We start from the raw sequence: 14148 nt of genomic DNA on the forward strand, positions 1-14148 counted from the left end.
GGATATGGCAGTGATCGGGGGGAAATTTAGGCACTTTTTCCCTGAAAATTAGGTAATTGGCCACCTCAAAACTGGTAAAACCCCACACCCCACACCCCACACCCCACACCCTACCCCCAGGGAAAACTTTTTGCCGCAAACCCTATTTAATACTGCTCACTTAACACATACTGCTCACTTAAAACTCAAATCTGATAACTGATAACTTACCCACTGATAACTTACCCACTGATAACTGATAACTGATAACTGATAACTGATTATGACTACTTGGCAATGTGACGGTATCCCTAAGGATGGTAAACCTTATACGCAAGCGATTGCGGGAGGTCATGAACCCTGCGAAAATACTACTCCTGATTGTCCTATCTGTGGCCTGCCTAGGGAAGCGATGGATCCCGTAACAACGACGGTTAAAACCACGGTTGTGGTCTCCCCGGGGGGTACAACTAGAGTTGGCCAAAAATCTAACTGGTTACTTCCCTTCGCTTTGATAATTACCGCTTTAACCGCAGGTTTAGGGGGTTGGAGTCTATTGCAAATGCTCATTCCCAAACCCGATACTCGCGAAGTCGTCCCAGAAAAAACCCCAAACAAGCAACCCAAGACAACTTTTGTGAGTAATACGGCTAAAAATCCCGATTTATTTAGCCAAGGTGAGAAAATACTGCTTAATTCCACTCCTAACAAAGAAAAAGGCGCAGCGGCCTTTAAAAAGGAAGATTGGGCAAATGCGATCGCAGCTTACCAACCGGCAGCCACTCCCCAAGCAAACGACCCGGAGGGCAAAATCTATTACAATAACGCCAAAGCTAGACAAAAAGGTAATCAAAATACTATAGCCGTCGTTGTCCCCATCGCTAACGACCCCAACAGTGCCAAGGAAATTCTCCGAGGTGTGGCCAGGTATCAAGAGGAGTTTAATAATTCTAATCCTGGTAATCCTTTGGAAATAGTCATCGCTAATGATGGCGGTGGGCTACAATCAAAAGCGATAGCCGATGATCTGATTCAATCCGGTCAGGTTTTGGCAGTTATGGGCCACGGAATCGATCCTTTTAGTCAAAAAGCGATTGAAAGTTACGAAAAAGAAGGATTAGCGATTCTTTCTCCCCTGACTACCAGTGTTAGTCAAACGGGAAAATCAACCCTGAAAACTATTCCCCTTGAGGATAAATCTCAGGAAGTTTTGGGTAGTTATCTGGAAGCGGTGGCCAAAACTTTGGCTAATTATGCTAGTAAGCAAGAGAATTCTCCGTCAGTGGTTCTTTTTTATAATTCCGATAGTCCCTATAGTCAAAAATTAAGGGATTCCTTTGCTAAAGCGATAAAAGAACCGGGAGGCAAGATAGTTAAGGAAATAGACACAACTAAAGCCAATTTTAACGCTAAAACCGCCATAGATCAGGCCAAAAAAGCCGGCGCTAGGGTGGTATTTTTGGCCCTGAGTAAAGACGGCGATCGCATAAATCAAGCCGTGGCTATTGCCCAAGAATCGTCAGGAATGCTCTTATTAGGCGGAAATGAACTTTATACACCCGATATACTTATTCAAGGAGCAGATAGCATCGACGGATTAGTTCTAGCAGTACCTTGGAGTTTCCAAGCAACGGATCCTTTTGCCAAAGATGCGCTGAAAAGTTGGCGCGGTCGCGTCAGTTGGCGTACTGCTACCGCCTACGATACCATGAAAGTATTAGGAGAAGCGATCGCTAAAAGTTCTGACCGTGCTACTGTAGTCGAAACTTTAAATCGAGGAATCACCTTGCAGGGAAGCACCACGGATTTTAACATTTTTAATCAAGTTCCCCTGGTGCGCGCTAATCGCGGCAATGAAGGGCCAAAGGGTTCTCAATATCAGTTCGATCCTATCTAAAATAGACAATGTGATGTCGAGGAGTAGAATCAAGTCTAATTTTATGAAGAATATCTTGCCCATCCTAGCTTTATTAATGTCCGTGTCGGGAATTGCCGTGTCTTTGGGACGGGAGGAAGTCCGATGTCATCTCGGTTTAGAATCGGCAGCCTGTCCCCAGGAAGAACGAAACATCAGTGAAGACACCCCCCCAGATACCCCCGCAACTACCCCCGCAACTACCCCAGAATCTCCCCGGATAGAAGAAACTCCCGCGGAAACAACCCGTAATAGCGAAGCTTCCCCCGAAGTTTCCCCGTCTCCTGAAAGCGAAACCCCAGTAGAATTCACTCCCATCCCGGAAAATAACCCCAGTCCAGAAGTACCCCCCGAAAATCCCCCCACCCCAGAAACCAAAGCGGTGGAAAAAACTCCAGATGCAGAAAAAAGTCCCGATGTCAATCCATCTAAAGAGGGAGAAACTGAAAGTATTCCCTTAGAAGTTATTCCCCCTGAACAGTAAAATCGGACAAAATCAATTTCTGGTGGGGTAGGCACTCAAGCAAGAAGTAGTTATACTAAATCTGGTTATTAAAGACTGATTATTTATTCCCCTTTTTGCATGAGTGCATGAGTAGAAAACGGGTTTCTCCGAGAAACCCGTTTTCTGTGCGTTACTCAACGGATTTAGTATTAGATATGTGTAATTAATTGTATCTAGCTTCTTTCAGCAAACCCTAACTATTGGATTAACGTTTCTTGCGAAGTCCCATTAATCCGAGTCCCCCGAAAGCGAGAAGTCCAAAGATAGAACTGGGTTCGGGAATAGGTTCGGGAACATGAACGTAGTCTTCTACTTCACCGTGAGAGACACAGTTTCCTGCTGCTGCATCAGTGGTGTTACAGTCTGCTTTAGAGTAATATTCATCAAACGGTTTCACGTCCAAATCTAACGGGTCCCAAGTAAGACGGAAGCGACTATAAAGACCATCTGCTTTGGGATTGAATCCTAGATTATAACGCTTGGTAAAGATGCCTGGCGCTAAGGTGAGTAAATCATCAATGTAGAGTTCTGATGTGTGGTCGAAGACTCCATTGTAATTAGTATCCCACCAAGCACGAAGTTGATAAGGATTAGGATCGGGTCGGGTAATCTTAAATAAGACATCAACCCAACTGTCCCCGAAGATGACACCATCTTCGTCATCTGGATCAATATTACAATCTTGACAACCTCCATTTATATCATCTCCATCTGCCAAGGGAGTTGGTTGACCATCTTTTTCTGAATCCCATAACTGTCCAAGCAACTGAAGCTCACCCTCTTGATATCGCGGTCCGTCTGATGCTAACAACGTTTGATAACTGTCAGGTGCATCACCAAAATCTAGACAAGAACCTGAAGCATCTGCTTCAGCAAATAGGGATAGACCTTTTGGCTTAGGTTGAGGTAATGTGCAAGAATTTGTCCACCCCCAATTGATACCATCATATATATCTACTGTCTTATCGGCAGTTTGATTAACTAAAAATAGGTTAAAGTCAAACTTATGAGCTTTTCCTGAATCATCTCTATATGGACTATCGATGAAAGTGGTTTGGTTCGCTGAGAATCCATCGTCGTAGTAAGGAGTTGTTGTAGATGGTGTGTCAATTTTGTTATCCTTAACGCCATGATCGAACCCAAGCTTATGATCATTCATTATTTGCTGAATCCAGTGAAAGTCATTGCCTGTTGGAGCGTTTTGTGGTTGTCCGTTTGCTTTTGGATCATAACTCAAGGTTAAGTCCAGAAAAGCACCAACACCGGTTTTTAAAATAGGACCTGGAAATACAGGGTCTTTGGCACGCTCCTTTCCACACTCAGTAGTCGGCGCACAAGCGTAATAATTTTGAATGTTAAAAGTTCCCTTTAAAGTATCAACTGGTTTAAGATTAAAAGTCCAGCCTAGTCCTCCATCTGCTACTGCTTTTCCATAGATTGAATTATCTAAAAAAGTCTTAAATGCATCTCTATCTGCTGCCTTATTAATGAGTGTGACATTAATAGGATTAAGATCTACCTTCCAACTCGTATTGCCTCCTAGTGTATATGTTTCTTGGGGAACCCAGTTGTTTAATGCTCCTAGAGGACCCAGAGGATTAACAGTAAATGCCGAGCTTGGTTGATTCGTAAGTGCCACTAAAAAGGTCGCAGAAAAGATACCTATAGGAAGGGATTTTTTCAACGTTTTATATGCTATGGTCATTGGTTTCGATTCTTTATCAATCAGAAAAGTAACTGCGAGAATACACATTCCCCCCCCACAACTGTATTCTAAGCTACATTTTTACAAATATTTACACTCCTCTCCGTCCTACAAAATCTGGTTATTAAAAACTGATTATTTATTCAGCCTTTTTAACTTTTTTCTCGCCGTTAGGCGGGTCGATTTTTTTGAGAAAATTGAAGTATATTAAGTTCTATTAAGGACAAGGAAATTGAAACGGTTATCGGTGATTCAAAAGTATTATAATTGTCTTTGTTATCCTAAATCAATAGTTTTTGCGTGTCAATAATTATGAATAGTTATCAAACCTATTTAACCATCGATCATTCTCAGAAGATTATCCTCTCTAACTTACCCTTTAAAGCAGGAACAAAGTTAGCCATTAACATTCAAGTAGTTGAGGATGAAAAGACAGAAGCCGATTTTGAAGCCTTATTAGATAAAACCAAGGGAATCTGGACTAAAGGAGATGGCTTAGAATATCAGCAAAAAATTCGGGAGGAGTGGATATGAAACGATTAATAGACTCCTGTATTTTAATCGACCATTTTAATGGTATTACCCAAGCTACAGTTTATCTCAAAGCTCACCGAGATGAAAGTTATATTTCTGTCATTACTAAAGCCGAAGTTCTCATTGGTTTTGATGATAATAATTCCTTTGAAAAAGCAGCAGAGTTGTTAAGCCATTTTCCCCTGATAGACTTAGATGTCAACATCACTGATTTAGTCATTCAAATCCGTCGTGAACAAATCAAAAAAAAGGCAACTAAACAGCCTAACAAAAAGGTTATTCAATGGAAATTGCCCGATGCCATTCAAGCAGCGGTCGCCCTTTACTATAATCTCAAATTAGTCACTCGTAATACCCAAGATTTTGATCTCAATCAACATCCATTTATTGAGATTCCCTATACCATCTAACAATGAAACTGAAACAGTTATCGGTGATTCAAAAGTATTATAATTGTATTTGTTATCCTAAATCAATAGTTTTTGCGTGTCAGTAATTATGAATAGTTAGGACTTGCTGAATAATGGTAAAACCCTTTTAAAATAAGGCTTTTGACCTGTTAAAATCCGATGTTAGTGCTGCGAAAATAGGATTGGGACTTTCAAAAACCTTGCATTATCCTTCGTTTAGTACATAGCTTGGTACAAAAAACAAGGGCAACAAAGCCTGAAACGACCGGCTACTGACTCCTGACTCCTGACTCCTACCCCCACCAACAAACTTTTTGCCGCAAACCCTAATTAACTTCTAACCCCGGAATGCTTAACTGTTCAGTTTTTGGCTGTGTTTCCCCCAGATAATCCCCTTGCAACATATTAATTAAACAGCCACCAAGATGATAGGCCATATTAACAGGAACCGCGTTACCAATCTGTCGATATTGAGAGGTTAAGTTACCGGTAAATTGCCAATCATCGGGAAAGGACTGCACTCGTGCATATTCTCTCACAGTCAAAGGACGAGTTTCTTGGGGATGACATCTTTCTGTTTGGGTTTGTGCTGGACTACAGGTAATAGTTAAAGCTGGTTCATCCCAAGATAATCTTTTAGCATATCCTGTCCGGCCTCCGTGATTTTTGAGACTATTTTTCATATATTCTTTTTGAATATCCATCGGCAAATTCCGCCAATTTCCTCCTGCGGGAACTAAGGACATAATCGCTTTTTTTCTTTCTTTATATTCTACTCCCAGAGAAATTGGACAATTCTCTAGAGCTTTTTTCAAAGAAATAGTATAGTTTTTATATTGGGGAAAAATGGGTTTAATATTTAGGTCTTGACGGGTGGCGATAATAATTAATCTTTCTCTTTTTTGGGGAACATCGAGAAATTGAGCCGATAAAACTTGATAAGCAGCATAATAACCGATTTCCTGTAAAGCTTGCAGCATTAATTGCAGGGTTTCTCCTTTTTTATTGCTTAATAATCCTCGAACATTTTCGGCCATAGCAATTTTAGGTTGTACTTCCTGTAAACAACGAGCAAATTCAAAAAATAAGCTTCCTCTCAAATCTTCTAATCCTTTCCCTAACCCAGCATAACTAAAAGGTTGGCAGGGAAAACCCCCAGCTACAATATCTATTTTGTCTCTAAAATCAGAAAATTTAATCTTTTTTATGTCCTGATTTATAACATTCCATTGCGGTCGATTGAGTCTTAAAGTATTAACACAATCTTGGTTAATTTCCACCATTAATTGCGTTTTTAGTCCCGCATTTTCTAAACCTAAAGCCATACCACCACAGCCAGCAAATAATTCAAGAACCGTGTAATTAGTTGGCTCAACAGTTTGTAAAATTATCAATTCTCTGGGGGATTGGTTATTTTTAAAATTGGTTAATTCATCCAGATTAAATAACCAATCAACTTGATTGATTTTCTGACCTTTGATTAATTTTTTCTTTTGCCATGTTAGTATTTCTGCGGTAGTGACACGGAGAATATTAGCGGCTTTTTGTAGATTTACCTGAGTCATAACCAATAATTAGCAACTTATCTACATCTTGATTATACATCAAATTAGCTAAACTTGATGTCGAGAAAATTTTTAGAAATATCCTTGATATAAAACATTTTCCAGTGATGGATTTGTATTATCAATATGAGTTTGTATTTTATCGATCATCCTTTGAAATACATCGGGATAATATTGAGAAGCATCCAAAAAATCTACATATTCCTGTCTGTGCAGCTGTCTTGCTTTTGAGGAGCGATACTCTTGTCGAAGATTAGCGGGAATACGCTTAGTTTTTCGTATAATTAACACATCATCAATTTGAGTAGAAATTATTGAAACTGGTGTCATATCAAGAAATTCGCAAATCAAAAAATATAAAGAGTTAGGAACGGCAATTTTTAAATCTCTACTTGTGGCTACAGCTTCCTGAAACATAGTTTTATCTAAATTAGTTTTGCACTCTGCACAAACATAGCCAAGATGAGACTCAATCAATTCATAATTTTGAAATTCTGGCTCAAAAGATGACTTTAGATATAACTTTTTACCCAGTATAAAATCCTGATTTTTGCTTCTAATATTTGCTTGACCACCTTGACCAATATTGCCGAGAGAGGATAGGAAACTTAGTCCAGAGAAGGTATTTCTTGGACCCAATTCAAAAGAGTTATCTATTCCTTATAAACTACGTAAAACCAGCTGCGGTAAAAATTCTTATAATATAGTATTATCTAATTTTAACTGTCCTTTCTGTCTATACAAAAAATTATCTGAACTATCAAAAATCAAGTCAAGTTCAATAAAACGCTTATATCAGTTAGTAGCTGACACTAGCTTTTCTACTGCATCTGCTTGACCAGAATTAATCGATTCTAACTCGATAATCCACTGGCGATATTTTATAATAGCTTCTTCTAAACGTTCCCGATCAGATTCTGGCAACCGAGGATTGTTAAGACAGGCAGTTATTTTTGTGTAGTGAGGACGAGAAAATTCGTTCATGTATTTTTGTTGATGTTCAAATATTAACAGGATCAATATATAATCTCTTATCTAAAATTGGTGTTCTTTGAATATTATTGACTTTGGCAATTGCTGATTCTAAACATAGCTGGTTTTCTGAAGATACAAAAAGCCTACTGCTTTCCAATACCTCGAATGCTACCTCTCTAGAAATTTGTTCTATTACCTCTTGACTAACTTGATTATTTAAGTTGATAAAATTAATTATATCCTCTATAATAACTTTACCAAATTTATTCTTAAATTTTCTTTTTTGTCTTAATACTTTCTGTAATAGCTTGGCTTTGATACCTATTTTTTCAATAATATCAGCATTATAAAAAGGTACGCCAAGAACGTTAGATTCTTGTCCTACAATTAAAACAATTCTTGCTTGCTGCTTGCTGACTCTTGCCAGTTCCTTTAAAATATCACCCATATCTAAACAGTATTGTACTACAGTGTAGAAACGATTACTCCTATTTGCTCTATTAGAACCAATTTCTGACTTGGCTATCTTGAGTAAATCCCATCCTAAGATTTCAGCGGATTGACGATAATTTTGATGGTAATTAAAAACATTTATATAGGGTGGAGAAGTCACAACAAAATCTATCTGATTATTTTTTAGTGGTAGAGAACGAGCATCAGATAATCCAACCCTGATCGGTTTTTGAGAGTAAGGTAGCTTAGTAATTATATTGCTAAGATGTGAAAATTTTTTCTGAATAAATTCCTGAGTAATTTTATTCTTACATACATCAAGAATGATTACCAAAGCATCAAATAAAACCTTTGACCGATCCGGTAGCATATTCCTAGTATTTTGCAATTTATCTACTAAATTTTCTACTTGGTCACTGACTTCAAAAATTCTCAAAGGAAATTCTTGATCGATGATATTTCTCAGGTTTTTAAGAACTTCTTTTTTTTGAGAATCATTGATAAATTCATAGGTATGACTCATGATATAAGCAGCGGGATTAATCTCAAATCCATAAGCTTCTAGGGATAAATAACTTGCCTCTAGCAAAACAGTGCCGCTACCCACAAAAGGATCGAGGATGACCGAATTAGATGGGCAATAATAAGTTAATATAGTTTCAATCAGTTGGGGTGAAAACTGACCTCACCAAGCAAATAAATTGGCTCTATTTTTCTCAATAATGTCAAGTTTTTCTTGGGGTATAGGTTGATCAAAATCTGGCAACTTTCAATCTCCCTCTATTGCTAAGAACAAAATTCAAGTTCTACTTTATCTAGAGAACAAACACTATAAAATGTCGGGGCTGAACCAGGTTCAACCCCTCAATATTTTCCTACTTGCGCCCCGGAACTGTATATTTAAAATTCATCGGGCCAGTATAACCAGAAATCTCCGCCAATTTCTCTAATCTTTGGGTTCCCGAATATTCTTGACCCTTAATAATCCAAGTGGGGAAACCTTTAATTCCGGCATTGCGACAAGCTTGGGGATTACCATTAACCCCTTGGGGATCGCATTCGATATAAACCCCTTCTTTTTTGAGGATTTCTCCAGCTTCCTTACCAAATAACTGTTTTTGATCGTAACAGTGGGGACACCAAAAAGCCCCGTATTCCTTCGCACCAATTGCTTTTAAATGTTTAGCCAGGGCGATTTCTGCTTTTCCCGAAACCGTGGTTACTTCCCAACCATACGGGGGTGTAGCAGCTGTCATTGGCCGGGTAATTTCTTCTTTTCCTCCTGCCACCGTGGGGGAATTTACTCCCGCATAAACCGCTAAAGTTCCCACAAAAGTAATCATTGCCACTACAACCATCGGCAGTATAATTTGTCCTAAACCTTCCCATTCGCGCCCGATAATTGTGAGAATTAATAGGGTTAAAGCGAACAAAGCCGAAGTGATGCAGTAGGGACACAATTCCTTTAATTCCGTGGCTAGAATATACATTAAATAACCACTAAATACCGCCATCGCAGTCGCCCCTGCTAACAGCAATAACCAAGTATTATTTTCTAAACTTTTGCGGAGATTTTTCTGAGTTTCCCCATTGATAAATAGAGGACTGAGGGAAAAAACCGCCATGGCCATATAGGCCAAAAAACCGAACAAACTCAAGGGCAGCCCGAAAACCGTAGCGTAGGGACTATTAAGAACACCACTACAACCAGCCCCATCACTAGCCCCGGCGGTACAGGCAGCAGCCCCTCCCGTCAGTTTGGTAATGGTTAAATAGCCGGTCAGAATCGCCCCCACGATCGAAACCCCCCCAATTAGGGGCCGGGAGTAGCGATGAATCCAAGGTACAGAACGACGACGCATAATATTATTTAGATTAAATTACAGCAGAATTCAGGAGTCAGGAGTCAGGAGGGAAATCGTTACTTAATGAGATTTTCACAAATCGAAATGTACTTTGTCGAAAGGAAAAATCCCGTAACGATATTGTGTTAATTAGGAGGTTTTCAATTCCTAAAAACTTAGGATAGCTATCCCCTGAAACTATCCGCCATTCTAGCAAGGGGTTATGTGGACAGAGGCAAAGAAGGGAGAGAATTATTAATTTTTGCTTTTTGATCGTTGATCTGCCGGGCCGTTTCCACAAATTGCGACACCCGGATCGGATCCACCGGTTCAGTAATTTTGCCATGACGCTTGAGGGAACTAGCCACGATCACCCCATCGGCAGCCGGCAGTAACCGCCCGATATTGTCCAAATCAGCCCCGCTGCCGATAAAAACCGGTGTTCCCTTGGCCGCCGCCACTGCCAGTTCCAAATCCTCAAAACTAGGGGGGCTACCGGTAGCCCAACCGGAGAGAATCACCCCGTCTGCTAGTCCCCGTTCGATCGTATCTTGAACTGCCGTAGTCAGATTAGGAGTTGCCAAGGGGCGGGCGTGTTTAACCAAAACATCCGCTAAAATTTTGACCTCAGACCCCAATTCGCGCCGATAACGCAGGAGTTCGTGGGCCTGACCCTCAATAATGCCCTGATCGGTAGCCATAACCCCCGTTAGCACATTAACTCGAATAAATTGGGCATTGACACAGGTAGCGATCGCTAAGGCACTATGGGCATCATTGCGGAGAACATTAAGACCGATCGGTAAGACCACCAGATTTTTAATGCGATCAACAATTAAAGTCATGGCACTAACCACGGCGGGATCCACCTGTTGCTTGGTAAAGGGGGCATCAAAAAAATTCTCGATAATCAAACCATCAACACCACCGGCAGCCAAAGCCGTCGCCTCCTGTTCAGCCCGCTCGATCACCGTCTTGAGACTACCACCCCAACGGGGGGAAGTGGGCAGGGGGGCGAGATGAACCACGCCAATAATCGGGTTTTTTGTCTTGAAAGTTGCAATTAAGTTCACAGCGTCTACTACTCTTAGCGTCCCCAACCAGGCGCCGCTCACCCATTTTAACAGGGTCAAGGCCTAGCCACGGGGCCACAGGGGGGAAAATATTTTAACTGCTAATGATTTTATCAAGTCCGGAATCCGTTAAAATGTCTTAACATTAGAGAAGTTTAAGATTTGGTTGATACTCGATCGCATGGGCAATAAGCCAACCATCGCTATCTCACACCTAGGCTGTGAGAAAAACCGGATCGACTCCGAGCATATGTTAGGACTGCTGGCCAAGGCCGGCTATCCCGTAGATAATGACGAGGAGTTGGCCGATTACGTTATCGTTAATACCTGTAGTTTCATTCAAGCAGCTAGAGAAGAATCCGTTCGCACCCTCGTGGAACTGGCGGAAGCTAATAAAAAAATTATTATCTCCGGCTGTATGGCCCAACATTTCCAAGATGAACTCCTGACGGAATTGCCGGAAGCCGTGGCCATTGTTGGCACGGGAGATTATCAGAAAATCGTCGAGATCGTGGAACGGGTAGAGACGGGAGAACGAGTCAAGGAAGTCAGCGCCGATCCCACTTTTATCGCTGATGAAAATCTACCCCGTTATCGCACCACTACCGAAGGAGTCGCCTATCTGCGGGTGGCCGAAGGCTGCGATTATCGCTGTGCTTTCTGTATTATTCCCCACCTGCGCGGCGATCAGCGATCGAGATCGATCGAGTCCATTGTGGCCGAAGCGCGACAATTGGCCGGCCAAGGAGTGCAAGAATTAATTCTCATTTCGCAAATAACAACCAATTATGGGTTAGACTTATATGGCGAACCCAAATTAGCGGAACTCTTGCGAGCGCTGGGAGAAGTCGATATACCTTGGATTCGCGTTCACTACGCTTACCCGACCGGGTTAACGCCAAAGGTTATCGAGGCGATCCGAGAGACCCCGAATGTTTTACCCTATCTAGACTTGCCGCTACAGCATTCCCATCCCGACATCCTGCGGGCGATGAACCGTCCCTGGCAAGGACGAGTCAACGATGGCATTATCGAGCGGATCAAGCAAGCTATCCCGAACGCGGTTTTACGAACGACTTTTATCGTCGGTTTCCCCGGAGAAACCGAGGAACATTTCAGCCATCTGCTGGAATTTGTCAAGCGTCATGAGTTCGATCACGTCGGGGTGTTTACCTTCTCCGCCGAAGAAGGTACAGCCGCTTTTGACCTGCCCAATCCAGTGCCACAGGCAATTATGGACGAACGCCGCGAACGGTTGATGTTAACTCAGCAACCGATCTCGGAGCGCAAAAATCAAGCTTATATCGGTCAAACTGTCGATGTTCTCATCGAACAGGAAAACCCAGAAACAGGAGAGTTAATCGGGCGTTCCGCTCGTTTTTCCCCGGAAGTGGATGGCTTGGTTTATGTGACAGGGGAGGCGATTCTAGGTGCGATCGTACAGGTCCGAATCACTTCGGCCGATACCTACGATCTCTACGGCGAAATAGTCTAATTTTTCCATTTTTCTAATTTAATTCCCACAAAACAATCCCTATGACCACTGGTTTCAACAATTTAGGTTTATCCGATAGCCGTCTTCAACACCTAGAAACGCTTGGATTCACCACCCCCACCGAAATTCAATCGAAAGCCATCCCTCTCCTGTTAGAAGGCCATGACATGGTAGGAATGTCGCAAACGGGAACCGGCAAAACTGCCGCCTATTCCCTGCCTTTACTCGAACGCATGGACACCAAAAATCCTAACGTTCAAGCTTTAATCCTCACCCCCACCCGGGAATTAGCCCAACAGGTGGCCAGCGCCATCAAAGATTTCTCTGATGATCGTCGTCTCTTTATCCTGACAGTCTGTGGTGGTCAATCCATGGAACGTCAGATCCGCAGTCTGGAAAAAGGTGTCCAGATTGTGGTCGGGACTCCTGGCCGGGTAATCGATCTGCTCGATCGCAAAAAACTCCATCTAGAATCCCTAAACTGGGTAGTCCTCGATGAAGCGGACGAAATGCTCAGTATGGGTTTCATCGATGATGTTAAGAAAATTCTGCAAGCATCCCCCTCCACCCGTCAAACCGCCTGTTTCTCGGCAACTATGCCCCGGGAAATCCGCGATTTAATCGCTAATTTCTTGAAATCTCCCGTTTCTGTGACGGTTTCTCAACCCCAGGCCGCTCCTGCTAAAATCGAGCAGAAAATTTATCTGATCCCTCGCGGTTGGACGAAATTAAAAGTCCTGCAACCCCTGTTAGAGATCGAACCCCTAGAATCGGCGATTATTTTCGTCCGCACCAAGCAAACCGCGGCCGAATTAACCAGCAAACTGCAAGAAGCGGGGCAAACGGTGGATGAATACCACGGTAACTTAAGCCAAGTGCAACGGGAACGACTGGTGCAACGTTTCCGCGAGGGCAAAATTAAATTAGTGGTAGCCACGGATATCGCGGCCCGCGGTCTAGATGTGGAAAATCTCAGCCACGTTATTAACTATGATCTGCCGGATAATGCGGAAACCTATATTCACCGCATTGGCCGCACGGGCCGCGCTGGTAAAACGGGAACTGCTATATCTTTAGTAGAACCGATCGATCGGCGTTTGTTGCGTCAGATCGAACAGCGTTTGCGTCAACGTCTGGAATCTAGTCCCATTCCTAGTCGCACCGAAGTAGAAGCAAAACGCCTGGCCAAGCTGCAAAATCAGCTAAAAGAGGCTTTATCGGGGGAACGTATGGCTTCTTTCTTGCCTTTAGTGCGGGATTTAAGTGAAGAATACGATCCCCAAGCGATCGCGGCGGCTGCCCTGCAAATGATCTACGATCAAAATTGTCCCCAGTGGATGAAAACCGATTGGGAAGTTCCCGCACCGGCGAGCAGTAAACCGGTGATTAATAAAACTCCCCGCAGTGGTGGCAATAAGTATCCTTCTAAGTCGAATAACCGTCCTTCCTTGGACAAAAAAATCGTCTTTCAGGAACGTTAATTTTTAGTTCCTGAAGAAGTAATTTTAAGAGTTGATAGACCGTTTTGGTTCTATCAACTTTTTTTTGTCAGGTAATTTCCCAGTACGTCGTCGAAAGCATTCTACATAGGGTCTGCTGAAAAAGTTTTTCGGTGGGGGTTGGGGGTTGGGGGTTGGGGGTTGGGGGTTGGGGTGTGGGGTGTGGGGTTTTACCCATTTTCAGGTGGTCAATTAC

Annotated in this window: 12 protein-coding genes and 1 pseudogene; 6 read left to right on the forward strand and 7 right to left on the reverse strand. The window is 42.3% G+C overall.

What is annotated here, in order from left to right:
- Positions 1-262: 262 nt before the first annotated feature.
- Positions 263-1876, forward strand: coding sequence for an ABC transporter substrate-binding protein (locus tag EWV84_RS12360; RefSeq protein WP_287078224.1), 1614 nt, complete (start codon positions 263-265; stop codon positions 1874-1876).
- 43 nt (positions 1877-1919) lie between these two features.
- Positions 1920-2378, forward strand: a complete 459-nt coding sequence (locus tag EWV84_RS12365; protein WP_287078225.1) for a hypothetical protein — start codon at positions 1920-1922, stop codon at positions 2376-2378.
- Positions 2379-2604: 226 nt separating this feature from the next.
- On the opposite strand, the gene EWV84_RS12370 is transcribed toward EWV84_RS12365, so the two are convergent.
- Positions 2605-4152 (reverse strand): PEP-CTERM sorting domain-containing protein, encoded by a 1548-nt coding sequence (locus EWV84_RS12370; protein WP_287078226.1) that lies wholly within the window; start codon positions 4150-4152, stop codon positions 2605-2607.
- Positions 4153-4416: 264 nt separating this feature from the next.
- Between EWV84_RS12370 and EWV84_RS12375 the strand changes: the two genes are divergently transcribed.
- Both EWV84_RS12375 and EWV84_RS12380 read left to right on the forward strand, forming a co-directional pair.
- A complete protein-coding gene (locus EWV84_RS12375; RefSeq protein ID WP_012265896.1) occupies positions 4417-4638 on the forward strand; it encodes a hypothetical protein in 222 nt (73 codons plus the stop codon).
- Positions 4635-5048: a PIN domain-containing protein gene (locus EWV84_RS12380; RefSeq protein ID WP_287078227.1), complete on the forward strand. Its 414-nt coding sequence runs from the start codon at positions 4635-4637 to the stop codon at positions 5046-5048. The genes EWV84_RS12375 and EWV84_RS12380 overlap by 4 nt, the downstream gene beginning before the upstream one ends.
- Before the next feature lie 326 nt (positions 5049-5374).
- Here the strand turns inward: EWV84_RS12380 and EWV84_RS12385 are convergent, their stop codons facing one another.
- From EWV84_RS12385 to btpA, 6 genes and pseudogenes are all read right to left on the reverse strand, one after another.
- Positions 5375-6613 carry a DNA cytosine methyltransferase gene (locus EWV84_RS12385; RefSeq protein ID WP_287078228.1) on the reverse strand — a complete coding sequence of 413 codons (1239 nt, stop codon included), beginning with the start codon at positions 6611-6613 and terminating at the stop codon, positions 5375-5377.
- 72 nt (positions 6614-6685) lie between these two features.
- Positions 6686-7270, reverse strand: coding sequence for a Bpu10I family restriction endonuclease (locus EWV84_RS12390; protein ID WP_286826148.1), 585 nt, complete (start codon positions 7268-7270; stop codon positions 6686-6688).
- A 138-nt stretch (positions 7271-7408) separates the two neighbouring features.
- The gene (locus EWV84_RS12395; protein WP_287078229.1) at positions 7409-7597 is read right to left on the reverse strand and encodes a hypothetical protein; all 189 of its coding nucleotides are present in this window, start codon (positions 7595-7597) and stop codon (positions 7409-7411) included.
- 16 nt (positions 7598-7613) lie between these two features.
- Positions 7614-8711: pseudogene (locus EWV84_RS12400) on the reverse strand (DNA methyltransferase); the annotation flags it as partial.
- A gap of 205 nt (positions 8712-8916) precedes the next feature.
- Positions 8917-9903 (reverse strand): vitamin K epoxide reductase family protein, encoded by a 987-nt coding sequence (locus EWV84_RS12405; RefSeq protein ID WP_287078230.1) that lies wholly within the window; start codon positions 9901-9903, stop codon positions 8917-8919.
- Between the two features lie 203 nt (positions 9904-10106).
- Positions 10107-10958, reverse strand: a complete 852-nt coding sequence (gene btpA, locus EWV84_RS12410) for a photosystem I biogenesis protein BtpA (RefSeq protein ID WP_287078231.1) — start codon at positions 10956-10958, stop codon at positions 10107-10109.
- Between the two features lie 181 nt (positions 10959-11139).
- Between btpA and rimO the strand changes: the two genes are divergently transcribed.
- The gene (rimO, locus tag EWV84_RS12415) at positions 11140-12453 is read left to right on the forward strand and encodes a 30S ribosomal protein S12 methylthiotransferase RimO (protein ID WP_287078233.1); all 1314 of its coding nucleotides are present in this window, start codon (positions 11140-11142) and stop codon (positions 12451-12453) included.
- Positions 12454-12494: 41 nt separating this feature from the next.
- Positions 12495-13934: a DEAD/DEAH box helicase gene (locus tag EWV84_RS12420; RefSeq protein ID WP_287078232.1), complete on the forward strand. Its 1440-nt coding sequence runs from the start codon at positions 12495-12497 to the stop codon at positions 13932-13934.
- Positions 13935-14148: the final 214 nt, after the last annotated feature.

It is taken from the genome of Microcystis sp. M_QC_C_20170808_M3Col (genome assembly GCF_007095505.1).
Lineage (GTDB): Bacteria > Cyanobacteriota > Cyanobacteriia > Cyanobacteriales > Microcystaceae > Microcystis.

Bases quoted from the DNA above. Each gene is read 5' to 3' on its own strand.
- EWV84_RS12360 (WP_287078224.1), top strand. From the start codon at position 263: ATGACTACTTGGCAATGTGACGGTATCCCTAAGGATGGTAAACCTTAT.
- EWV84_RS12365 (WP_287078225.1), top strand. From the start codon at position 1,920: ATGAAGAATATCTTGCCCATCCTAGCTTTATTAATGTCCGTGTCGGGA.
- EWV84_RS12370 (WP_287078226.1), bottom strand. From the start codon at position 4,152: ATGTGTATTCTCGCAGTTACTTTTCTGATTGATAAAGAATCGAAACCA.
- EWV84_RS12375 (WP_012265896.1), top strand. From the start codon at position 4,417: ATGAATAGTTATCAAACCTATTTAACCATCGATCATTCTCAGAAGATT.
- EWV84_RS12380 (WP_287078227.1), top strand. From the start codon at position 4,635: ATGAAACGATTAATAGACTCCTGTATTTTAATCGACCATTTTAATGGT.
- EWV84_RS12385 (WP_287078228.1), bottom strand. From the start codon at position 6,613: ATGACTCAGGTAAATCTACAAAAAGCCGCTAATATTCTCCGTGTCACT.
- EWV84_RS12395 (WP_287078229.1), bottom strand. From the start codon at position 7,597: ATGAACGAATTTTCTCGTCCTCACTACACAAAAATAACTGCCTGTCTT.
- EWV84_RS12405 (WP_287078230.1), bottom strand. From the start codon at position 9,903: ATGCGTCGTCGTTCTGTACCTTGGATTCATCGCTACTCCCGGCCCCTA.
- rimO (WP_287078233.1), top strand. From the start codon at position 11,140: ATGGGCAATAAGCCAACCATCGCTATCTCACACCTAGGCTGTGAGAAA.
- EWV84_RS12420 (WP_287078232.1), top strand. From the start codon at position 12,495: ATGACCACTGGTTTCAACAATTTAGGTTTATCCGATAGCCGTCTTCAA.